Below are 21,525 nucleotides of genomic sequence, written 5' to 3' on the forward strand. Positions count from 1 at the left end.
GAACGATATTCTTAGACGATGAAGCCGCGTGGAGCGGCCATTCTTATGATAATTCGTCAGGGCGAAAATGCCCTGACGAAAACGGTGTTATTACAATCTACGTGTCACGATCTATCCGTTGCAATCTATTCGCTACAATCTATTCGCTACAGCAGGCCTGCCTGCGTCATCAGATCCACGACTTTCTTACTGTTGAGCTTGGCGGCATCAACTTTCGGTGCGTCCAGATCTTTCAGCGGAACCAGTTTGTCGTTTGAGAGCGCATTGACGCCAACCGCATATTCAAACGCATCATTGGTGCGCAAGATTTCCTGACCGGATTTGCCCGTGATCCATTTGATAAAGGCCTGAGCATCTTTCGCATGTTTGCTGGATGCCAGCACGCCGCCGCCGGAAATGCTGACGAATGCGCCTGGATCTTTATGTTTGAAGTAGTACAGCTTGGTGTTGTTGCTGTTTTCACCGGTTTTAGCCTGATCGACAAAACGGTAATAGTGATAGATCACGCCGCTATCAATCTGACCTGCGTTCACCGCTTTCATTACCGTGCTGTTACCTTTGTAGGCGGTGAAGTTCTCTTTCATGCCTTTCAGCCATTCTTGCGTGGCTTTCTCACCTTTTTGCTCTAAATAGGCGCTGACGATGGCCTGAAAATCCGCACCTGATGGCGACGCGGCCCAGCGGCCTTTCCATTCTGGTTTCGCCAGGTCGGATAGGGATTTCGGCAACTGCGCGTCGGTAAATTTGGTCGGGTTATAGACAAATACGGTGGAACGTGCGGCAATGCCTACCCAGCGTCCGTGGGACGGACGATAGTCAGGCGCGACCTGAGCGAGGGTAGCTTTATCCAGCGGAGCAAAAAGATCGGCGTTATCGACCAGCACCATCGACGGTGAGTTTTCGGTCAGGAACACATCGGCAGGGGAAGATTTGCCTTCCTGCACGAGCTGGTTGCCCAATTCGGTATCGCTGCCGTTACGCAACGTTACCTTAATGCCGGTTTCTTTGGTAAAACCGTCAACCCAGGATTTCACAAGGTTTTCATGTTGGGCATTGTAAATCACAATCCCTTCATCGTTTTCTGCTGCATTTGCCGATGCGCTGAGAGTCAGGCCGGAAGCTAATAAAACGGCAGAACTCAGTAATCCAAAACCAAGCTTCATATTATTTACCCTTATCAATACCTGTCGTGTTTGTGTATTGCTGACCTACATGGGTTCCCCCGTGTCGCTCACGATAGCCAGGCTATTTAGCGACACAGGCCGAGATGCAGTGGCAGTCGAAAAAGAATTCTACATATCGATAATAATAATGATAGTTATTATTATTTCGCTTTCTTAAGGTTAAATTAAGGTTCTGGTGAGTGTAACGTTTTGGTCATGACTTTATTTCAGCACATGTCACGGTGTGAAAGGGGATAAATTCGCCGGTTGAAAAACAGGCTGTTGTGCCTGTGAAATTTATTTCATCGGAAATGAGATATAACGTCATGATTTACAGAAACAAATCTCGGTTCATCATCTATATTTAATGTGCAGGCTGTGAGTAGCGATACAACAAATGCACCGTATTTCTCGGTGTCACGTTCGCTTGTCTGCGATTTGAGGTTAATTGGCGGCAAAGGGTGACACAGCAACTGATATTCGGGGGATGGAAAAATGGATGTAGAAACGCGGATGATTGAGCTTATCGTTAAATCTGGCGAAACACGTTCCTGCGCAATGGAAGCACTGAGATCCGCTCGCCGGGGCGAATGGGATCACGTCGATGAACTATTAAAAATGGCTGCGGTGGCGCTGAGTCGGGCGCAATTGATCCAGACCGGATTTATTGGCTATCAGAGTAAAGAAAAAACCAATCTCGAGCTTATCGTGGTGCACGCACAGGATCACCTGATGAATGCGATGCTGTGCCGTGAACTTGCTGAAGAGATTATTGAACTCAGGAAAGAGGTATCTGGCGTTAATATGCACATGCGCTAACCGTATTGCTGAGCAAATGAAAAGCCATTCAGCCTGACGCTGAGTGGCTTTGCTGTTTTGGGGCAGAACAATATCATTCATGAGTTTGTATAATTGGTAAAAAATTGATGACACCACTATTTGGGCACTCTGATGTTAAAAGAAAATTTTAATGACCTCATCTCGTTCCTTGTGGTGGCAAGAGAACGAAGTTTTACCAAAGCAGCGGCGAAGCTCGGGCTTTCCCAGTCGGCGCTAAGCCATTCGATTCGCGGCCTTGAAGAGCGCCTTGGCGTTCGGTTGCTGACCCGAACCACGCGTAGTGTTGCACCGACGGAAGCAGGGGATAAGTTGGCACATAGCCTCGGTCCGCGTTTCGCGGATATTGAAAGCGAACTGGTTGCGTTGGGTGACATGCGCGAGCGTCCTGCGGGGAATATTCGGATCACGGCGGGGGAGCACGCGGTTGATTCAATATTATGGCCGGTATTAAAGCGATTTTTAGCGAATTACCCCGATATTAACGTCGAAATTACGGTGGATAATGCTTTAACGGATATCGTTGTCGGCCGTTTTGATGCGGGTATTCGTCTGGGTGAACAGGTGGCAAAAGACATGGTCGCCATGCGTATTGCACCGGAAATGAGTATGGCTGTAGTCGGTTCCCCTAACTATTTCGTGCGCAATCCGGTCCCTGCAACGCCGCAGGATTTGCAGCATCACCGCTGTATTAACATGCGCCTGCCGACGATGGGCGGTATCTATGCATGGGAGTTTGAAAAAAACGGTCGGGAAATCAAGTTGCGCGTTGAAGGACAGCTGACGATGAATAGTCTGCGCCAGCGGATCGACGCCGCACAAATCGGACTGGGACTTGCCTATGTACCGGAAGATTCAGTGCGTGAGGATATTGCCAGCGGTCGCCTGATTCAGGTGCTGACGGAATGGTGTCCGCCGTTCCCTGGTTACTATTTGTATTATCCCAGCCGCAAACAGCATACCACCGCCTTTTCACTGTTTGTGGAGGCGCTGCGTTACCCGCGTTAGCGGCTGAGATGTTGTACTTTTAGTCAGGCGGCATAGATTATTTCGCCTGTTTTTTTAGCGCCCCGTACGCGCCTGTAAATGTGCCGGATAGCGATCGCCGTGCAGTTTAATAGTCGCCAGCGCTTGCTCGATCGCTTGCTGCTCTGCTTGCGTTAGCGTGACGTCTGCGGCGTGGCAGTTCTCTTCAAGACGATGGCGTTTGGTGGTGCCTGGGATAGGGACAATCCACGGTTTCTGCGCTAGCAGCCAGGAAAGAGCGATTTGTGCGGGCGTGGCCTGTTTCTGTGCGGCTAACTGATGCAGTAGATCAACCAATGCCTGATTCGCCCTGATCGCTTCCGGCGCAAAGCGCGGTACGATACTGCGAAAATCGTCGCTGCCGAATGTACTATCTGCGGTGATCGCTCCTGTCAGAAAGCCTTTACCGAGCGGGCTGAAAGGCACAAAACCGATACCTAACTCCTCCAATGTTGGAAGGACTTCTTCCTCTGGTTCACGCCACCACAGTGAATATTCACTTTGCAACGCGGTGACGGACTGGACTGCATGAGCTCGGCGGATGGTCTGCGCACTGGCTTCGGATAGGCCGAAGTGTTTCACCTTACCTGCCTTGATGAGATCCTGTACTGCACCCGCAACCTCTTCAATGGGCACATCGGGATCGACGCGGTGCTGATAGAACAGATCGATGGTGTCTGTTCTCAGGCGCTTCAGCGAGGCATCAGCAACGGCTTTGATGTGCTCTGGTCGGCTGTTCAGGATCTGTTGCTTGCCGTCATTGCCGAAGGTAAAGCCAAATTTTGTCGCAATCACCACTCGATCGCGTATTGGCTCCAGCGCTTCTCCAACCAGTTCCTCATTAGTGAATGGCCCATAGACTTCCGCGGTATCAAAAAAGGTCACGCCGCATTCGACGGCGGCCCTAATCAGTGCAATCGCCTCTTTTTTATCGGTCGCAGGGCCGTAACCATAGCTGAGTCCCATGCAACCTAAGCCAAGTGTGGAAACCTCCAATGTACCGAGTCTACGTTTCTGCATGTCTACCTCTTACTTATCGTGTGATTTGTCATGGGTAAAGCGTAACGCAGAGATAACCTGTTGATTAAGGGCCGCTGGCAGGATGCCGTTATCGATCTCATTCATGAATCGCGGCGTGTGATGTGGTAAATTTGGGAAAGAAAAAGTACGTTTGGTGGGGAACGTTGCGGAACGGCTCATGTTGAATACTCAAGGGAATAAAATGTGTTCTGATAATAATAAAGCGTCTTTAGACGTTTTTTCTGGTGAATTTAGCGTGAGCGACGATGCCTGGACGCTTGATGCCGTTCGGTGGTTTTTTGTTGAGAAGAAAAAGATTATTGCCAATCTGAAAGGGAAAATGGGTAGCGGCCCATTTAATGCAGAGATCGAGCTATTATGGCGGGAAGAACTCGGTGACTATTTCGGCAGAGGTTCGATTACCTATGACAATTATCGTTCAGAATACAACACCAATAGTTTCGCAATAAAAATCATGGCATCAGATATTTACGTAGAAGACGATATCTGCGTTATTGACGATGCAGAGTGGTTGGAAAATGGTTATCCGTATTCTTTCTATGGCGATTTGGAACGGATAGGTGATTGATGTAAATAACGGCCATGTAATGATGGCCGTTATTTTTTTTCACTTTACTAATTAGATTTCGTTAATTGTAGGATCTATAGAAGAATAGGGAATATTCACGAAACCTGAGATGAATACTTAGTTACGTTAATGTCTTGACTGCGCACACTGGTTTTCTAGCTTCATCATTTCCGCTGGCGGCAAGGGTGCTGTCATCATAGAACGATATTTCATACACTCTGGCGTTTCATCAGTAGGGGATTTTTCTGTACCAGATGAACAGGCAATAACAAATAGGGTTATCGAGGCGATCAATATCTGATGGATAGTAGCCTGATAGTATTTCATGCATTCTCCTCTTAGCTTTTTGTATACATTACCCTGCATCGCTATTTAATTCCATGGGGTATGGAAATGGTAGATGCAAATAGCACAGCTCACGACCTAATAGCTTGTCGTTTGTGCATCCTGTCATCCTGCACTTTCCTGAATCGAATCCACCGTGCGCAACAAGAGTCTCATAAACATGTGGTGGCATACCGAGTGCGTAAAACGGCGAGTTTATTAAATTAACCTTAAGATAGCGTTTTGTTAGATTAACCAAAAAGAGGGGCAAGGATTGCTTTATACCGTACTTATTGATCACCTCAGGGTTCCCTGAATCCAATCTTCCTGCATTACCAGAAAGTAGTTACTCACGAGTCTACTGACACCGAACCTTTACTCCGTCATATTCAGGCTGCGTAAGCGAGAAGATATGATGAAAAACCGTGTCTTTACGTGGTCTACAGCCAGATTATTGTGACGGACATACGCACTGTACATACCGTTACACAGCAACACTCATCATCGAAGATAACCCTGGTATATAATCCAAAAAACACAGGGATCGATTTACCGTGAAGATAAAAATTCACAAATTTCAAACAATAAATATCATGTAGTCTTACTTTATAATGAAAATCAAAAATACTCTCTGCCTACATATCCTGATGGCTATCCTCGCTATCTTATTTCTTAGCGTTCCTCCGCTGGTGACGAGCGTTGATCCGGCGCTAACATTCCGGCCATTGATTAACACAATGGAAGGAACGGCAAAAGAACAAAAGGAAAAAATAGCCACTATTTCTCATGCTTTACAGGGAAATGCGATTTTCTTTCTCGGGGCATCCGAGGTTTCGACATCTGAAGACGAACAATACGCAGTATATAATTACTTTAATAACCAGTTACATCGTCCAGTAGTGGCCTATGGCGATAGTTATGTCGATAGCGTCACGCATTTTTTACTGCTTTCGCGTTTTAAGAATGATCTTAGCGCTAACAGTAAAATTGTTTTGCTGCTGGCACCCGATAGCTTTTATTCGGATGGTACTCCCCCGGCAATTTTTGCTAACAATTTTCCAGCGTCTATTTTTAATCCGCTGATGAAGGATGAGCAGACGCGCTCTTTTCTGGTCAATTATTTACAACATATCGATAAAGAAGATATAAGCCATTTAACTTTCGGCCAAATGAAAGTCTACGGCTGGGATCCACAAATTATCTGGCAGGAAGTGAGTTATCAATTTGCTAATTTCTGTGAGCTGATAAAAAACTACTGGCTGGCTCTGCTACGTATTGTCCCGCAGCCTACGCAACCGTGGCCTCACCCGTCAACGACTAACGTTACGCCTGACTGGGATCGCGAACTGGCTCAGGCGCATGAGCTGAATAAATCTCGTCAGCAAAGTGCTGCCACTCTGTGGATGGATAAGACTGTTTTTGCCGACGATAAAACACCAGAAGAGTGGGACGATGCGCCGATTGTTCCTGCGCAAATGGAAGCATTACGGGCGACGATTAAGCTTCTGAAAGCACGTAACGCCCAGTTTGTCGTCATTGTCGATCCGATTAATCCGTGGGCGATTAATAACTCCCAGAAATTTCAGCCAATTGATAGTCAGATCAGGTCGATGCTGGAGGAAAACAAGGTTCCTTATTTTGATATGTATGCGCAGCCTTATCAGAACGGCTGGAATTGGGATCGTCTGCACCCAACCGAGCCAGCCTGGGTCGTGATGGATAAATTTATTGCTGAGAGTTTTAAATGATGAAAACCGCCATTCGCCTTTTTTTCCTTTATCTCTTTCTGGCGGTAACCATCGTCGCATGGACCTCTGTTGATGAAAGCATGAGTTTAAAAGTGCATTTTGAATATCAAAAATTCTGAGGGATGAATGATGTACAGCTCTGGAATGTTTTTTTTCCTTCTGTTTTCATCAGCAGTAGTGTTTGCGCTGATTAATCGCGTATTCAGTTATCGACTGACGTATTTATCCGCCTTTTCCGTATTGGCGGTGTTGGGCTGGGGATATATTTTCCAGGGGGATTACGTTGTTCCTGTCGCGGTTTTCCTGAGTTTTTATATTCTCGTCACCTTAAAAGAGAAAGGTTGGTTAAAAACCTGGCAGGCAGTCAGCCTGACATTGCTTCCGCTGTTTTTGGTGAAGTTACACCTCAACAACCACTGGGGCATGATTGGCCTGTCTTTTATGACCTTCCGCGCGATTGACGTTCTGCTTTATCGCAGCAAAAAAGATGGTCAGAATTTCCTGCATTACTTCTGCTACCTCTTTATGCCGTTCATTATCCTGGCTGGTCCGATGTATCGCTGGCGGACATGGCTTAATGACATTAATAAACCGGTCTTCACAATGACCCGCGAGCAGTTTTTAGTGGCCATTGAGCAAATTTTTACCGGTATTATTCAGAAGTTCTTGTTCGCCATGCTGATCAATAATCTGGTTATTGAGTCGTGGAGCCACCGTCCGTTTACGCTAAGCGTTGGTGTGGTGATGTCGTTGGCCTACAGCGCCTATCTTTACTTTGATTTTGCTGGTTACAGCAATATGGCTATTGGAGCAGGGCGCTTATTCGGCCTGAATATCCCGGCGAACTTCAATATGCCCATTCTGGCTAAAAACCCGCAGGATTTCTGGCGTCGTTTCCACATCAGCCTGTCTGAATGGCTGAGAGACGTGGTCTTTATGCCGATTTATATGAATTTGATGAAGCTCGACTTTTTCCGACAGAACAAAACGCTGGCGCAGAATATTGGCATCTTCTGCACTCTGTTTTGTATGGGGGCATGGAACGGGCTAGAACGACACTATGTCATTAGCGGCGCGCTGTTTGGCGCTATTTCGGTTGCTCACAACATGTTGCAGTGGTCTGCCAAACGCAGTCCGGCTTTGAACAATTGTCTACATCATCCGGTTATTGTGTTCATCGGTCGAATTTTGACGCTGGCAAGCGCCGCGGCCTCCCTCTACATCTTTAGCGGAATGTCTCCTCTATGAACCTTCACTCAGAGCTTCAGGAACTGCAAGATTTCCTTCGTGCGGCATTACTTGACCCTTCTAACCCAAATCAGTTGGCGATTAGCGGCAGCGATGAGGCAATGACGTGGCAACAGCTATCCGTCGCCGTTACTGACTGGTCACATCGCTATCAGCAATGCCAGCAGCCTGCCGGTCGGCCGGTTGTGTTATATGGCCATCAGCAGGCGGAGTTCGCCGTGGCGATCTATAGCTGCCTGCTGCATAACATTCCGTATATCCCAGTGGACTGCATCTATCCACAGGAGCGGCTCAGGGAAATTTGCCACCTGGCGAACGCCCCTTACTACTATGATGTCGCGACCCGGCAGTTCATTGCTACCGGTGAGGCTGGTCAGGCATTGGTCGAGCAGAATCTCGCCTATATCATGTTCACCTCCGGCAGCACGGGAAAACCTAAAGGTGTGCAGATCGGGCGTGAAAGCCTGTGGCATTTCATGAAATGGGTGCGTGAGGATTTCTCTCTGCCAGACGCGCCGGTGCTCATGAACCATGCGGTGTTCAGCTTCGATCTCTCCCTGATCCCGCTGCTGGCGAATCTGGCAACGGGGGGACACATCGTTCTGAATGCGAAAGAGGATATTGCGGCAGAAAATTGGCTCGAACGCCTAAAAGACAACGAGGTTTCCGTCTGGGTTTCAACACCATCTTTCGCTTACCAGAGACTGCTCTCCACTCAGTTCAACAGTGAATATTTACCTGAGCTCAACGTCTTCGTGTTCATTGGTGAAGTGCTAAACAAAGCGCTGGTCAAACAGTTACGCCGCCGCTTCCCACACGCCAAAATTCTCAACTCCTATGGCCCAACGGAAGCGACCATCGCTACCACCGTCATCGAAATCACGGATGACATCCTGCACAGCGAAAACGATCTGCTGCCAGTCGGTGCGATGATGCCGGATTCCAGGATGGAAATTACCGCCGAGGGTGAGCTGATTATTTGGGGCAAAAACGTGATGCGTGGATACCTCGGTTTAGCACAGGAGAACGCTGAGAAATTGCTGCATCGGGAAAGTGAAGCATTCCGAGGCTACAGAACTGGCGACCTGGGCTACGAGGACGGGCTCCTTTACTGCCAGGGTAGAAATGACAGCCAAATCAAACTCAATGGCTACCGTATTGAAATCAACGAGATTGAAAACCGCCTGCTGGCGATATCCGACATCAGTGAGGCGGTTGTTCTGCCGCTGATGAAATCGGGCGGTGGTGTTCTGCGTATCGCGGCATTCTGTGTGACGAACTTAGCGCCAGAAGCGATTAAAACGTCTCTCTCTAAAGTGATCCCACCTTACATGGTGCCTTCCCAAATCATTATCAAAGATGCGTTGCCGCTGAATCCCAACGGCAAGATTGACCGTAAACTGCTGGACACCCATGCCCGCACGATTTAATTATCTCAGGAAAAATTATGGAACAAGAAATACTCGCGCTGTTTGAAAAGATCTTATCCCGTAAAGTGGGCTTTAACGATGAGCTGATTGAGTCCGATATTCTCGACTCTATTCTGGCAGTCGATCTGGTACTGGAAGTGCAGGACGTTTATGGCTGTGTGATTCCGCCAACCGAAGTGGCTACCGTTTTGAAGACTCCAGCGGATCTGGCTCGTTATATTGAAGAGAACCGCGGCTAAGTCTGAAACGGTGACGATTTTGCACGATTTAAAGCCCCCAGATAGGTTTATCTGGGGGCTTTTTTATAGGGTTTGGAAGCTAGAGTCTTATACTAGACCCGTGTTCCTGGCGTTATTTAGCCAAGAGTTCTCTTCGAACGATTTCTGCGCCTGCACTTAACGCATTGAGTTTGCCTGTAGCTACCCGACGAGATAAAGGAGCCATACCACAGTTGGTAGAAGGGTAGAGCTTGTCGGCATCAACAAACTGAAGTGCTTTGCGTAGCGTACTGGCGACTTCCTCTGGTGTCTCAATGGCATTGGTTGCCACGTCAATGGCTCCGACCATCACTTTTTTACCGCGAATCAGTTCAAGCAGGTCCATTGGAACATGCGAGTTATGGCACTCCAGCGAGATGATATCGATGTTAGATGTTTGCAGTTTAGGAAACGCTTCTTCATATTGCCGCCACTCTGACCCCAGCGTCTTTTTCCAATCTGTATTGGCTTTGATGCCATATCCGTAGCAGATATGTACTGCCGTTTCACATTTCAGTCCTTCAATCGCTCTTTCTAACGCGGCGATACCCCAATCATTCACCTCATCAAAAAAGACATTAAAAGCCGGTTCATCAAACTGAATAATATCCACACCAGCAGCTTCTAATTCTCTGGCTTCTTGATTGAGAATTTTTGCGAACTCCCAGGCTAGCTTTTCGCGGCTTTTATAGTGGTTATCATAGAGCGTATCGATCATCGTCATTGGCCCAGGCAGAGCCCATTTAATCGGTTTCTTCGTGAGTTGACGTAAGAATTTGGCATCTTCGACAAAAACGGGTTTTTGACGCGCCACCGCACCGACAACGGTCGGTACGCTCGCGTCATAGCGATTACGAATTTTAACGACTTCACGTTTCTCAAAATCTACGCCGCTAAGGTGTTCAATAAACGTCGTGACGAAGTGTTGGCGCGTTTGCTCGCCATCGCTGACGATATCAATATCGGCACGCAGTTGATCAAACAGCGATAAACTCAGAGCATCTTTTTTCCCCTCAATTAACTCTTCGTTTTGTAATTTCCAAGGGGACCACAGTTTCTCAGGCTCTGCGAGCCAGGATGGTTTGGGCAAACTGCCAGCAGTTGAAGTGGGTAGCAATGTTTTCATAACAGGTGACCTTATATTTTTGGTGAATCAACGCGCGTAGTGAGCAGACCATTGTTCAAGAATATTCTTGTAGGGTTTGATGAAGTGCTCTTCAGTAAACTTTCCTTGCTCAATAGCCAACTGACTGCGTTCTACCCGATCATAAACAATTTTTGTTAATGAATGATCTTGATGGTTCAGGTTGGGTTGATAGCATTGTCCTGCTGCCGAGTTAGCATTGTAAATCTCAGGTCGGTAAATCTTTTGGAAAGTCTCCATCGTGCTGATAGTACTGATAAGCTCAAGATTCGTGTAATCGCTCAGTAAATCACCAGAAAAATAAAAAGCCAAAGGTGCAACACTATTTGCAGGCATAAAGTAGCGTGCCTGTAATCCCATTTTTGCGAAATAATGGTCTGTCAAAGAGGATTCATTTTGCTGGTATTCGATGCCCAATACAGGGTGCTGATTTCCAGTCCGATGATAGGTGTTTTTGCTGGAAACGCTTAGGCATATAACAGGTTGTTTATTAAAATTATTTTTGTAATCGTTTGAATTGGTGAAACATTTGAATAGTTTTCCATGTAAATCGCCAAAGTTATCTGGCGTGTTAAATCCAGTGTGACTCTTATTATGCTCTGGCAGTAGTACGCTGAAATCATAGTCTCGCACGTAAGAGGAAAAATTATTCCCTACGATGCCTTCAATGCGTTGATTGGTTTTTTTATCAACAATATTCGTTTTCAATATTTCAATGACTGGGAAGGTGTCGCCATTGCCTTCAATATCAATCTCTACGGAAATGATTTCAAGTTCGACAGAATAACGGTCTGCGTTGGGGTTATCCCAATAGGCCAATGTATTGAAGCGGTTATCAATCATTACTAACGTGTTGCGTAAGTTCTCCTGGCGACTCTTCCCTCTGGCCAGGTTAGCAAAGTTGGTCGTGATACGTGTATTTTCTGAGGGGTTATAATTCTCATCGAAACAACTGCTCTTAATCGTAAATGTAAAATCTTTGTTCATCGTGTTCTTGCATCCTAAAATTTGATATGAAAACTAAATCAATATGTTGACTTTTAATGGTTTATTTGTTTCTCGTTCAGCAGTCTTCATGTTGTCAATACGTTAATATTGCATATTTTATGCCAGAGTCATTGGATGAGTTAAAGAGAGTTAATTTCATCAAACATGAATTATATTCATGATCAGGCGCGCGGTCAGGAAACCTGGGAACCGCGCATGACCTGCTAGCATGGCATCGTACGAGCCGATGGGTGTTCCTTGTCTTGCCAGTTCCGCACGAATTTTCCTCGTATGTACAGCAGCATCAACACCATAAGTTTGCACGTCCAGACGAGTAAAAAACCCTCAAGCACGTGAGATTCTTTTCTGGGTTCACCGATTTCTCAGCGCCATAGATCAGTCCCATTAGCGTTATAGAACTGATAGCAAACCCGTAATGACTGCAGAAAGTATCGCTGACTTCAAGTATTTACTCTCGTGAAAGTTGCATTTAGCTGGAATTAAAGTGGGCGGCAGACCAAGATACTTGGCGGATAATGATTGTTAACACACTAACATTATAAAAGGGATGCTGTAAGCACACCCATTTTAGTTCCACACACTTTTTGAGATTTCCGGGTTTTCAGCCATCAGCCGATATTCTTCCGGCGTCAGGTTATTCAGGGATTCATGAGGACGCTCGCTGTTATATTCATGCAGCCAGCGTTCCGTAATTTCAGTCAGTGCCTGAATGACCGGCTCATCACGCTGGGTGTCAGACTGATAAAAATACACCGTCCTGCTCAGCGATAACGTCCTGCATGCCTGGCGGATGCTCATCGCAAACTGTGCAGTCAGATAACTGACGAGCTCACGCTTTATCGCTGGTTTTAAAGCTTTTTTCAATAACATCTTTGAGTGCCCGGCACTCCAGACTCAGATCGGCAAACATCTGTTTCAGCAGACGGTTTTCATCCTCCAGCTCTTTCATCTTTTTGATATCAGAGGCTTCCATTCCGCTAAACCTCGCTTTTCAGTTGTAGTACGACGTCTCGGATATTCCGGCTTCGCGGCAAACGTCTTTGACAGTACGTCCGGCTTCAACGGACTTCAACACGGCGATGATCTGGTGCTTGGTAAATCGGGCTTTACACATAGCGATCTCCTCAACGGGACATAATCAGTATGTCGGAAGATCTCTAAAAGTGAATGGTTCTGTTTACCGGGATGCTTACAAAAACATGTGTCTATAATCAACTGAATAATAATGCATAAATATTGAAATAGTTATCACACTAAGAAATAAAAGTATTTGGTAACATATTGCAATGTATAGGCTCTATTTATAAAAGCTTAGAGGTTATCAATCTAAGTAATATTATATATCTTACTGATTTATAGTTGTTTCATTTTAAGAATTATTTTTATACAAATTCTCACCTTTTAAGATTTTATGTAAATCCACAATCGGAGTATGGTTATATAACTGCATGAGTTTGCAGTTAAAACACATATTCAAACAATCCGTAACAAGGAGTGAGTGCATGAAAAACATGAATATTGCATCAGGTATGATTGGTGCTGGGATAATTGGTGGATTGGGATTGGCTGCTTTTAGTGCTTCAGCTAGTGTAGATACAACGTCAAGCAAAACAGCAACTCAGGTTGCTCCTGTACAAACTGAACAAACACAAGATAAAACTGCATCAAATAGCAAAAAAGTAGAGATCAAAGAAGCGACTCTGGCTTGTATGGCATGTTCAAACATTTAATGGAATAAACCAAGGGGGGAGGGAACTCCCCCTTTTTAAACAAGGATATGTCATGCAAGGATATTTAAATAAAAGAATTCTTCTCGAAAATTTAGAGAAATATTTAAAAAAAAGAAGCGTATTATTAGCTGAAGTTGTTGAAAAAATTAAAGCTAATGTAAAGTGTAATGTTGCATATCTAGGTGGTTCTATAGTTTATGGAATAAATAATATTTACTCAGATATAGATATATTGGCTGTTGTAGATGATAGCTATAGCCACTTACCTGCTCAGTTGACACAATTTGAGATAAAAGGAGTAAGAGTCGATTGTAGAACCATATCTACGAGTAAACTAAAATCTGTAATAGACAACATACAAAAAAAAGCAGATATAATTGCAGATAATAAAAACCCTTTCAGAATCGGTTTGAGAAATGATGAGCATGAAGCTTTGGATAGGATATCAAACGGTATATGCTTACATGGGAACGAGTTCAAGTATAAGAATTATGATGATTCCCTACCATTAATATTAACCTTCGATAGAATAAATGACTTTTTCGGCATATATCAAGATGCTGTAGGAGCACTACTATCAGGACATCGATACTATGCATATACACGCATAAATGAATGTGCAGCAAAATTGGTTGACATATTCTTATCAAGTAAAAATTATATAAATCCTTCTGTTAAGTCTAGGGTATTGGTGCTCGAAAGGTTTTATCCAGATGACTCTATCACATTATGGTACAAATCAATTCTAGAAAACATAAGCATATTAAAAACTTCAGATGATGAGATGCGTAATCACTTAAGAAAAATGAATTCAATGATTATTGATTTGCAACTAGAAAAATTAAAAATGATAGAGGGATATCATGGATAGTCAATACTATAGCATGGAGGTGGATGTAAGAGTTGTAATAATAAACACCACTGAAGTTATTATTCAAAAAATGAACTCTATGTCAATGGATTCAAAATGCGTCATATTGAAGAGCGAACGATGCATTGAATTAATTAAGTACCTAATGAGCTCACATTCTTACTCAGAAATAAAACAGTATTTTAACACAGATATTCCAAATTTAAATGATATTATGATGACGCTTCTAAAATACAACATCCTTACTATAGGGCAAAGAAATGTTGTTCTTTAGTGAACTTTTAATTTTTTGGGGTTTATTTTTTTTTACCCCCAAGGATTATGCTAATACTTTTCCATGTTCGCCAATCCCTTTCATACAAAATGGGATACCAGGGGATTGGCTATATTTCGAAAATCATGCAAATAGTCAATACGAAAGAGTTGGTTATGATTTCGATGATACTATTTTAATCTCAAGAGATGGCAGCGTAATAGATATTAAGCCAGTATTTAATTTAACTATTGTGAAGCGATTAATTTTAGATATTAAACTTAAAAGGAAGATTTATTTAATTTCAAATAGGAATGAAGATCAAAGAAGTGAAATTACAAGATTAATGAGGAGTATTTTTTCTCCGCAAGATTTAATTGGTATCAATATAATACTTCTTGGCGGCACGAATGAACTGAAAGCTAAATACATAGAAAGCAATAGAATAGATGTTTACTATGGTGACTCAGATTCAGATATGGTATACGCAATAATGGGTGGAGCCAAACCTGTCAGGGTATTAAGAAACACTATATCTAAAGATAAACACGGCGCAAACATTGGCATTTTTAAAGAATTTATTATGGGGTGCTCGCAGAGAGCAAGTTGAGGATTTATGGCAGAGAATAGAATAGGAAGTCATATTGTTGCAGTTATTGGGTTGGGCTATATAGGCTTACCTGTAGCTTGTGAGTTTTCTAAATACTTCAATGTTATAGCCTATGATTGCAACCGAACCAGAGTTGAACAGCTGAGTAACAATATAGACTCAACTGGGACAAATTCATACGGATGTAGGAATGAGAAAAACATAAAATGGACTAACGATGAGTATGATATTGAATCGGCTGATTTTTTTATAGTTTGCGTTCCTACACCTGTCGATATAAACAACAAACCAGACATAACATGTCTGATAAAAGCAACAAAAACTGTTGGTCATTATTTAAGAAAAAATAGCATAGTTGTATATGAGTCTACTGTATCGCCGGGAACAACTGAAGAAGTATGTCAACCACTTCTTGAAGAATACGCACAACTGAAATCTGGAAAGGATTTTTTTATTGGATTTAGTCCTGAAAGATTGTGCCCAGGGGATGAGCTTCACTCCTTAGTAAATACAGATAAAATTGTATCATGTGCTCATGAAAACGGATTGCAGAAAATTTTTATGGTATATAACCATGTGTATAAGAAAGGAATACACAAAACCTCAAGTATTAGAAGTGCAGAGGCTGCTAAAATATTAGAAAACATACAACGAGATGTTAATATTGCACTAATCAATGAAGTCCATGAGGTTTTTCAAAAAGATAACATAGATACTTATGAAGTTATACGTCTGGCTTCAACAAAATGGAATTTTGGGAAATACTTCCCCGGTCTTGTTGGAGGACATTGCATAAGTGTTGACCCATACTATTTTATTGATTATGCAAATAAATCTGGGCATCCAGTTCCACTAGTAAGTGTATCGAGAAGGATTAATGAGAACAAAAAAGACATTATCATTGAGAAAGTCAATTTATTCATAAAAAATAATAAAATTATGAACCCAAAGATTGCCATCTTTGGAGTTACGTATAAAGAAAACTGTACAGATACGAGAAATTCGAAATCTTTATTGATTTATCAATCTCTTGTTAATAGTGGATATGAGGTTCATTTAAATGATATTAAGTTACTGAATAAGTCGAAATTCACTACTAATTACGATATAAATCTCACGCCGGTCGAAAACATATCTGGCTGTGATATTCTTATCATTTGCGTTGCTCATGATGAGTATAAAAGAATGATTCTTTCAGACTATAAAAAAATAATTAACAATGAGTCTTTGATTATAGATATGAAAAATGTAATCAATGAATCACTAAACTTACAACTCTCTGAGCATAAGATCAAGTTAATTAAAGGATAACAAATGATAAGCTTAAAGGATTTAATTAGAAATGATCTTCCAGGTAATTTTAATGAGGCATATAATCTCTATAAAAGAAAGGAACTGGTGCTTTGTAACCTAAACGGAATTATAGTACCACCTTATGAAGTTCTTATACATCCATCGAGTTACTGTAACTTAACTTGCCAGTGGTGTATTGGAGAGCATATACATGTCGAGAGCAGCGATGATATGGAACCTCATTTTATACCAAAAAAAAATGAGCATATATTGCCGAATATTCTTCATGATGAAAGTGCATTGCTTGCAGTTGTAGAAAATATACTTTCGTATAAAAAGACAGTTAAAACTGTCATTGACGGCATACAAATCGACAAAGTCTTTAGTGTAGAGAATTTTAGTTTTTCAGGTATTACAGGGGAACCTTTGATAGCTAAAAAATCACTTATCTCAGCTATCAGAAAAATAACATCAGAAGGTAAACGAACTGGTATGTTTACTAACGGATTAAAAATATCATCAGATTGCTGTGATGTATTATCAAGATTATCTTATATAAATATAAGTGTTGATGCAGGAAGTAATTCAACTTATAATAAACTAAAGTGTTCAGGTAGGAAATCTCAAAACTCAGATCTCGATAAAGTTTTTTCAAATATTTATCTTTTAAATCAATTCAAAACGCTTAATGCTACCAGTCTTGATATTAATTGCTCCTGTATATTATACCCAGAAAATTATCGTGAAATCTATACGCTCGCCTCAAAATTAAAAGAGTTAGGAGTCTCTAACTTAAGGTTAAAAAAAGATATTTATGGTGAGAAGGTTTTAAATGAAATCGAGAGAAAAGAATGTCTTGAATTAATCGAGAGAATCAAATGTGATCTTGAGGATACATCATTTAAACTAATTATTGTACACGATTTGAATAATAAAAAAGAGCAATTACAGGATTTTAGCTCCTGTCTGATTTCTAAAATGATGGCAGCGGTAGGTTCTGATGGTATGTTATATCCGTGTAATTATCACCCGAGACCAAATGGATACACATTAGGAAATCTCGTGGAGAACTCACTTGAGGATATTTGGGAATCACAATTCCGAGCAAATATCGATAAACAGCTTCCCTGTATATGCCCGTCAGTATGCGATCCATTCAAAACCAGGTCGAACAGACTATTTGATAGATTAGAAAATGAATACAAGACTAATGGCCCAAAATTAATTCATGAATTTCTTCATGAATCCGAGACTATTTTTGGAGGTAAGTTAAAATGAGGCAACCAGCACAGGTACTAGTAGTTCCATTTAAAGTTACTAATGGTGAGTTATTATTAGCAATTTTAAAGCGTCACGATATGGACATGTGGCAATGGGTTGCAGGTGGAGTTGAAGAAAATGAATCTATACAACAAGCAGCTTTAAGAGAATCCCAAGAAGAGCTTGGGATTCTCTGTAGTGATTTAAAAATCATTACATTAGAGTCAAAATGCTCTATTCCTAAGATATATTTCGATGGAAATGAAAACTGGCCTAAAGATATATTTACTGTCACTGAGCATTCTTTTGCTATTGAGATACCTGAAAATCAGAAACTCTCTTTAAGTTTAGAGCATTCTAGTCATCAGATTATTAAATACTCTGAACTGTGTAATTTCCACACATGGGACAGTAATCGTACAGCTGCATGGGAACTTCACCAGAGATTATTAACTACTGGAGTTATTACACGATGAGAAGCTACCCATCCTTACCCGTAAAAGCTTTTTTTGATGGTTTTGAATGGAAAAGTGGTGGGTGGCTTTTTAAACAAACAGATAAGAGTGGGAATTTTGTTATTGAGTTTAATAAAACCGCTGAAAAAAGTAAATTTTTGGCAATTTCAAGTTTTATAAACACACATGCTCATATTTCACATATCCCAAGATATAGCAATCAATGTGGTTCAGATGTTTTGGAAGGCAAACCTAACATAGGGGGGGGATCTTTTACTGATAATGTTTTCAATTCTTCAAATGATTGTACTATCAATGGTGTTAACATTGTTTGCTCTAGTATTAGGCCTGAAAATGTAAACGATCTCCTTAGTGTATATAATGATTTACCCATTAAGGTCGTACCATTTATAAGTGTTAAACATTATCATGACAAAAATTTAATTATATTAGAACTAAATAAGATTGTTAAGTTTTTTGATACGTATAATGTACCAATCAGACCTGCCATCATAATTCATTCGTTATACAACATAACAGAAGATGACCTGAGTTTTTATTGTGAATACTCCTTGAAAAATCGGATTGTTATTAGTATTCATCTGTTTGAGTGGGAGGGGGAGTTATTGTTTTATCAAAAACCATATGCAGATTTTAACGACAGTATTTATTTAAGAATGAAACGTAATTGGCAGTCTATAAATCTGGATAATTGCTTGATTAAAATTATCAATAACAAGTTACTAATGAAAATTCTTGTTCATTGCAGTTACATTCCCAAAGAGTTGTTAAGCATAAATAGTAATAATAGTACATTAATTACTCTTTGCCCCTCCTCATGTATAAGGCTGAACAATCCAGTTTTACTACCTATGGACTTCAATAATATTGCTATAGCTACCGATGGGTATTACACAAATATGGGTTATAATCTAATCAATGAATTGAAAGTTTATAATGTTACATCGCGAGTTCGTAATAAGTATTATGAAGCTAATTCTCTTTTATCTAGCATTACAGGTAATCCACAAAAATTCATAATTAATTCTGGTTTAATAACAGACAGAAAACTAATTCATAACTTCAGTAATTTGAATTTTTTTAAAAAAACATCTGGTTATATACCTGATGATTTTATTGGCTCTGATTTTATTAACTATAATGATAGCTATCAAAGGTTTTTCTATTATGAATGAATTTATGTATTTTGGTGAGCCAAATATCGGCTGTAACATTGACGACGAATTTGTTGATAGATACGTTCACCAACTATCAAGCATTATGAAGAGTAAAAGTTTTTCTGCAAATTCATTGGTTGAAAAATTTGAGAAGAAATTTTCTTTTACTTTTAATGAAGAAAATTTTTCACTCATAACAAATGCAACCACCGCGTTAGAGTTAGCATTGTATGTTGTAAAACTTGAATCAGGTTTTGCACATGTTGTGACTCAAGCCATTGGTTTTTTCGGCGTACACTCGATGGTATTAAGTCGTGGCTATTCTTTGACATTATGTGATGTGCAAAAAACTTCTTTTGACTTCGATTATTCTGAACTAGAAGAAAAACTACTTAATGGCGCAAATGTGATTCTAGTCACTCATATGAACGGGATACCTGTAAATATGAAGTCAGTGACAGATATTGCAAAAAAGGTTTTCCACATAACGAAAAGGAAAATATGGATAATAGATGATCTTTCAAGGAGTTTAGGTGCTAAAATTGATTCTTGTAATATTTCTAAATTTAGTGATTTTTCCGTATTTTCATTCCAATCCAAAAAACATATGACGCTATTAGGGGAGGGCGGAGGGGTTGTTTGCAAAGATTCAGCACATGTGGATTTTATCAAGGCGGCTCGTGGTTTTGGGAATAAAAAAACATATGGGTTCAATCATAAAATATCATTTTCACAAGTATTATTCGGATTGAATGCTTTAGATATAGTTCAAGAGCAAATTGATAAAAGAATTTCAATGGGATTATCAAGAGACAAAGCTATCGCAAAAATTGGATTTTTTGATTTCCTATATCCCGATACCATTGATTTTAAATGCACTTACTATCTTTACACTTTGAAAATTAATGAAAAGTATCCTGCTGAAGTACGTGATCACATTATTAATATTCTAAAATCAAAAGGCATAGGATGTTCAATTGCAAACTTTCCTGTGTATAAAACATCAGGTTTCCTAAATTCTCACTTAAATTTTCCCATTTGTAAAAATGCTGATAACTTAGGGCAAAGAATTTTTTCCGTATCTATGCATCCTTCTTTCAGCGACAAAGATGAGGAGTATATAATTAATTCTTTGTGTGAGATTGCAAATGCATATAAATAATATATTAGGTGAGGTTGAAAAATTATTCGTAGGCTTTCCGAATTATCGTCTATTCAAAAAAATGAATGATGACATTTTAGTCATGACCGGCCTTTTAGATAATCAACAAGTTTGTTTAAAAAAATGTGTAATTAAAAATCCAAGTTTATTCAATAGTTTCTTTGAAAGAATTATCAATAATAACACCTCATTAGTTTATCAACTGTTACCTTCCATTAGTGGTGGTTTTATATATCATAATAATGATTACTGTCTTTATGCCTACAAAAAAGTATCAGGTGACACATTCACGTTCACTCGAGAGAAGGCAATAAATTTAGGTCAATCCCTTTCACGCTTGCATAACCTATTGAACGTTGTTGATGTAAAGACAAATCCTACTGTTTTAGAGAATATGATTGAACAATTCCTATCACGCAACCTCACTTCATTAAGTAACGGCATTCTTAGGAGCCAATATGTTTTTGATTATTTAAGAAATAATCCTGACATATATCAAAAACGACAATCTCTTGTCCACGGGGATATGTGGGCTCAAAATATTATTACAAACCATCATGGAATTACATTCATTGATTTCGACTGCATAAGGATTTTCTATAACGATTATGAATTGATGAGGTGTTTTTTTATCTCTCTTATTGACTATATAATCAAAGAAACAGTACCTATTCAAAGTTATATATTTGAATTTAAGGGGTATTTTAAGTCGTATAGGGAAAATTTTGATATTGATTTATTATCAGCTTTCGAATTTTACCTCTTCATTTTCTGTTTAGAATGTGAAGTTGAGGATATGGCACTCCATAATGCAAGGATGCAAGTTTTTCTCCGCAAAAGGAATGTGCTCCAATTTGTCTTGCTAAAGAATCTAAAAGTTATTTTTTCTGAATTTAATAATTTAATGGTGGAATAAATC

At 40.8% G+C, this 21,525-nt stretch carries 22 protein-coding genes and 2 pseudogenes; 16 read left to right on the forward strand and 8 right to left on the reverse strand.

Annotated features, from left to right (window positions below; translation table 11 throughout):
• Positions 1-146: 146 nt before the first annotated feature.
• A complete protein-coding gene (locus tag CLR69_RS00735; protein ID WP_129705205.1) occupies positions 147-1,163 on the reverse strand; it encodes an iron ABC transporter substrate-binding protein in 1,017 nt (338 codons plus the stop codon).
• A 495-nt stretch (positions 1,164-1,658) separates the two neighbouring features.
• Here CLR69_RS00735 and CLR69_RS00740 point away from each other — a divergent pair, with 495 nt between their 5' ends.
• The gene (locus tag CLR69_RS00740; RefSeq protein ID WP_129705206.1) at positions 1,659-1,982 is read left to right on the forward strand and encodes a PTS lactose/cellobiose transporter subunit IIA; all 324 of its coding nucleotides are present in this window, start codon (positions 1,659-1,661) and stop codon (positions 1,980-1,982) included.
• Positions 1,983-2,114: 132 nt separating this feature from the next.
• Positions 2,115-3,008 (forward strand): LysR family transcriptional regulator, encoded by an 894-nt coding sequence (locus CLR69_RS00745; protein ID WP_129705207.1) that lies wholly within the window; start codon positions 2,115-2,117, stop codon positions 3,006-3,008.
• A gap of 54 nt (positions 3,009-3,062) precedes the next feature.
• On the opposite strand, the gene CLR69_RS00750 is transcribed toward CLR69_RS00745, so the two are convergent.
• Together CLR69_RS00750 and CLR69_RS22805 are read right to left on the reverse strand one after the other, a co-directional pair.
• Complete coding sequence (locus CLR69_RS00750; protein ID WP_129711928.1) at positions 3,063-4,046, reverse strand: aldo/keto reductase; 984 nt, start codon at positions 4,044-4,046, stop codon at positions 3,063-3,065.
• Positions 4,047-4,055: 9 nt separating this feature from the next.
• Positions 4,056-4,226, reverse strand: a complete 171-nt coding sequence (locus tag CLR69_RS22805; protein ID WP_165345967.1) for a hypothetical protein — start codon at positions 4,224-4,226, stop codon at positions 4,056-4,058.
• On the opposite strand from CLR69_RS22805, the gene CLR69_RS00755 reads away from it, so the two are divergent.
• Positions 4,225-4,635 carry a hypothetical protein gene (locus CLR69_RS00755; RefSeq protein WP_242451511.1) on the forward strand — a complete coding sequence of 137 codons (411 nt, stop codon included), beginning with the start codon at positions 4,225-4,227 and terminating at the stop codon, positions 4,633-4,635. The genes CLR69_RS22805 and CLR69_RS00755 overlap by 2 nt on opposite strands.
• A 126-nt stretch (positions 4,636-4,761) precedes the next feature.
• Here CLR69_RS00755 and CLR69_RS00760 read toward each other — a convergent pair whose 3' ends face one another.
• On the reverse strand, positions 4,762-4,962 hold the full coding sequence (locus CLR69_RS00760) for a hypothetical protein (RefSeq protein ID WP_129705212.1): 201 nt from the start codon (positions 4,960-4,962) through the stop codon (positions 4,762-4,764).
• A 608-nt stretch (positions 4,963-5,570) separates the two neighbouring features.
• Here CLR69_RS00760 and CLR69_RS00770 point away from each other — a divergent pair.
• From CLR69_RS00770 to CLR69_RS00785, 4 genes are all read left to right on the forward strand, one after another.
• Positions 5,571-6,707, forward strand: a complete 1,137-nt coding sequence (locus CLR69_RS00770) for a D-alanyl-lipoteichoic acid biosynthesis protein DltD (protein ID WP_129711926.1) — start codon at positions 5,571-5,573, stop codon at positions 6,705-6,707.
• Positions 6,708-6,836: 129 nt separating this feature from the next.
• Positions 6,837-7,955, forward strand: coding sequence for a membrane-bound O-acyltransferase family protein (locus tag CLR69_RS00775; RefSeq protein WP_129706274.1), 1,119 nt, complete (start codon positions 6,837-6,839; stop codon positions 7,953-7,955).
• On the forward strand, positions 7,952-9,385 hold the full coding sequence (locus CLR69_RS00780; protein WP_129705218.1) for an AMP-binding protein: 1,434 nt from the start codon (positions 7,952-7,954) through the stop codon (positions 9,383-9,385). Before CLR69_RS00775 ends, CLR69_RS00780 begins: the two co-directional genes overlap by 4 nt.
• Positions 9,386-9,402: 17 nt before the next feature.
• Positions 9,403-9,624 (forward strand): acyl carrier protein, encoded by a 222-nt coding sequence (locus tag CLR69_RS00785; protein WP_010300175.1) that lies wholly within the window; start codon positions 9,403-9,405, stop codon positions 9,622-9,624.
• A gap of 112 nt (positions 9,625-9,736) precedes the next feature.
• Here CLR69_RS00785 and CLR69_RS00790 read toward each other — a convergent pair whose 3' ends face one another.
• From CLR69_RS00790 to CLR69_RS23065, 4 genes and pseudogenes are all read right to left on the reverse strand, one after another.
• Positions 9,737-10,768 (reverse strand): methionine synthase, encoded by a 1,032-nt coding sequence (locus tag CLR69_RS00790; RefSeq protein ID WP_129705220.1) that lies wholly within the window; start codon positions 10,766-10,768, stop codon positions 9,737-9,739.
• A 27-nt stretch (positions 10,769-10,795) separates the two neighbouring features.
• Positions 10,796-11,773, reverse strand: coding sequence for a DUF1852 domain-containing protein (locus CLR69_RS00795; RefSeq protein WP_129711925.1), 978 nt, complete (start codon positions 11,771-11,773; stop codon positions 10,796-10,798).
• Positions 11,774-11,968: 195 nt separating this feature from the next.
• Positions 11,969-12,242 (reverse strand): annotated as a pseudogene (locus CLR69_RS23060) (PIN domain-containing protein); the annotation flags it as partial.
• A 119-nt stretch (positions 12,243-12,361) separates the two neighbouring features.
• A pseudogene (locus tag CLR69_RS23065) lies at positions 12,362-12,908 on the reverse strand (transposase).
• Between the two features lie 388 nt (positions 12,909-13,296).
• On the opposite strand from CLR69_RS23065, the gene CLR69_RS00810 reads away from it, so the two are divergent.
• The 9 genes from CLR69_RS00810 to CLR69_RS00850 all read left to right on the forward strand — a co-directional run bounded on the left by CLR69_RS00810 (position 13,297) and on the right by CLR69_RS00850 (position 21,522).
• Positions 13,297-13,524, forward strand: coding sequence for a hypothetical protein (locus CLR69_RS00810; RefSeq protein ID WP_015841087.1), 228 nt, complete (start codon positions 13,297-13,299; stop codon positions 13,522-13,524).
• A gap of 52 nt (positions 13,525-13,576) precedes the next feature.
• The gene (locus CLR69_RS00815) at positions 13,577-14,395 is read left to right on the forward strand and encodes a nucleotidyltransferase domain-containing protein (RefSeq protein ID WP_129705224.1); all 819 of its coding nucleotides are present in this window, start codon (positions 13,577-13,579) and stop codon (positions 14,393-14,395) included.
• A gap of 260 nt (positions 14,396-14,655) precedes the next feature.
• Positions 14,656-15,258, forward strand: coding sequence for an HAD family hydrolase (locus tag CLR69_RS00820; protein WP_129711924.1), 603 nt, complete (start codon positions 14,656-14,658; stop codon positions 15,256-15,258).
• 6 nt (positions 15,259-15,264) lie between these two features.
• Complete coding sequence (locus CLR69_RS00825; RefSeq protein ID WP_129705228.1) at positions 15,265-16,569, forward strand: nucleotide sugar dehydrogenase; 1,305 nt, start codon at positions 15,265-15,267, stop codon at positions 16,567-16,569.
• A 3-nt stretch (positions 16,570-16,572) separates the two neighbouring features.
• Positions 16,573-17,829 carry an SPASM domain-containing protein gene (locus CLR69_RS00830; protein WP_129711923.1) on the forward strand — a complete coding sequence of 419 codons (1,257 nt, stop codon included), beginning with the start codon at positions 16,573-16,575 and terminating at the stop codon, positions 17,827-17,829.
• On the forward strand, positions 17,826-18,287 hold the full coding sequence (locus CLR69_RS00835) for an NUDIX hydrolase (RefSeq protein WP_129705232.1): 462 nt from the start codon (positions 17,826-17,828) through the stop codon (positions 18,285-18,287). Before CLR69_RS00830 ends, CLR69_RS00835 begins: the two co-directional genes overlap by 4 nt.
• Positions 18,284-19,462: an amidohydrolase family protein gene (locus CLR69_RS00840; protein ID WP_129705234.1), complete on the forward strand. Its 1,179-nt coding sequence runs from the start codon at positions 18,284-18,286 to the stop codon at positions 19,460-19,462. Before CLR69_RS00835 ends, CLR69_RS00840 begins: the two co-directional genes overlap by 4 nt.
• Positions 19,455-20,606, forward strand: coding sequence for a DegT/DnrJ/EryC1/StrS family aminotransferase (locus tag CLR69_RS00845; protein ID WP_165324989.1), 1,152 nt, complete (start codon positions 19,455-19,457; stop codon positions 20,604-20,606). The genes CLR69_RS00840 and CLR69_RS00845 overlap by 8 nt, the downstream gene beginning before the upstream one ends.
• Positions 20,593-21,522 (forward strand): phosphotransferase, encoded by a 930-nt coding sequence (locus CLR69_RS00850; protein WP_129711922.1) that lies wholly within the window; start codon positions 20,593-20,595, stop codon positions 21,520-21,522. Before CLR69_RS00845 ends, CLR69_RS00850 begins: the two co-directional genes overlap by 14 nt.
• The last annotated feature ends 3 nt before the right edge of the window (positions 21,523-21,525 follow it).

This window comes from Pectobacterium zantedeschiae (genome assembly GCF_004137795.1).
GTDB classification, from domain to species: Bacteria; Pseudomonadota; Gammaproteobacteria; order Enterobacterales; family Enterobacteriaceae; genus Pectobacterium; species Pectobacterium zantedeschiae.

Bases quoted from the DNA above. Each gene is read 5' to 3' on its own strand.
- CLR69_RS00815 (WP_129705224.1), top strand. From the start codon at position 13,577: ATGCAAGGATATTTAAATAAAAGAATTCTTCTCGAAAATTTAGAGAAA.
- CLR69_RS00810 (WP_015841087.1), top strand. From the start codon at position 13,297: ATGAAAAACATGAATATTGCATCAGGTATGATTGGTGCTGGGATAATT.
- CLR69_RS22805 (WP_165345967.1), bottom strand. From the start codon at position 4,226: ATGAGCCGTTCCGCAACGTTCCCCACCAAACGTACTTTTTCTTTCCCA.
- CLR69_RS00820 (WP_129711924.1), top strand. From the start codon at position 14,656: ATGTTGTTCTTTAGTGAACTTTTAATTTTTTGGGGTTTATTTTTTTTT.
- CLR69_RS00740 (WP_129705206.1), top strand. From the start codon at position 1,659: ATGGATGTAGAAACGCGGATGATTGAGCTTATCGTTAAATCTGGCGAA.
- CLR69_RS00770 (WP_129711926.1), top strand. From the start codon at position 5,571: ATGAAAATCAAAAATACTCTCTGCCTACATATCCTGATGGCTATCCTC.
- CLR69_RS00835 (WP_129705232.1), top strand. From the start codon at position 17,826: ATGAGGCAACCAGCACAGGTACTAGTAGTTCCATTTAAAGTTACTAAT.
- CLR69_RS00785 (WP_010300175.1), top strand. From the start codon at position 9,403: ATGGAACAAGAAATACTCGCGCTGTTTGAAAAGATCTTATCCCGTAAA.
- CLR69_RS00790 (WP_129705220.1), bottom strand. From the start codon at position 10,768: ATGAAAACATTGCTACCCACTTCAACTGCTGGCAGTTTGCCCAAACCA.
- CLR69_RS00780 (WP_129705218.1), top strand. From the start codon at position 7,952: ATGAACCTTCACTCAGAGCTTCAGGAACTGCAAGATTTCCTTCGTGCG.
- CLR69_RS00745 (WP_129705207.1), top strand. From the start codon at position 2,115: ATGTTAAAAGAAAATTTTAATGACCTCATCTCGTTCCTTGTGGTGGCA.
- CLR69_RS00760 (WP_129705212.1), bottom strand. From the start codon at position 4,962: ATGAAATACTATCAGGCTACTATCCATCAGATATTGATCGCCTCGATA.
- CLR69_RS00795 (WP_129711925.1), bottom strand. From the start codon at position 11,773: ATGAACAAAGATTTTACATTTACGATTAAGAGCAGTTGTTTCGATGAG.
- CLR69_RS00775 (WP_129706274.1), top strand. From the start codon at position 6,837: ATGTACAGCTCTGGAATGTTTTTTTTCCTTCTGTTTTCATCAGCAGTA.
- CLR69_RS00830 (WP_129711923.1), top strand. From the start codon at position 16,573: ATGATAAGCTTAAAGGATTTAATTAGAAATGATCTTCCAGGTAATTTT.
- CLR69_RS00755 (WP_242451511.1), top strand. From the start codon at position 4,225: ATGTTGAATACTCAAGGGAATAAAATGTGTTCTGATAATAATAAAGCG.
- CLR69_RS00750 (WP_129711928.1), bottom strand. From the start codon at position 4,046: ATGCAGAAACGTAGACTCGGTACATTGGAGGTTTCCACACTTGGCTTA.
- CLR69_RS00845 (WP_165324989.1), top strand. From the start codon at position 19,455: ATGAATGAATTTATGTATTTTGGTGAGCCAAATATCGGCTGTAACATT.
- CLR69_RS00735 (WP_129705205.1), bottom strand. From the start codon at position 1,163: ATGAAGCTTGGTTTTGGATTACTGAGTTCTGCCGTTTTATTAGCTTCC.
- CLR69_RS00840 (WP_129705234.1), top strand. From the start codon at position 18,284: ATGAGAAGCTACCCATCCTTACCCGTAAAAGCTTTTTTTGATGGTTTT.
- CLR69_RS00850 (WP_129711922.1), top strand. From the start codon at position 20,593: ATGCATATAAATAATATATTAGGTGAGGTTGAAAAATTATTCGTAGGC.
- CLR69_RS00825 (WP_129705228.1), top strand. From the start codon at position 15,265: ATGGCAGAGAATAGAATAGGAAGTCATATTGTTGCAGTTATTGGGTTG.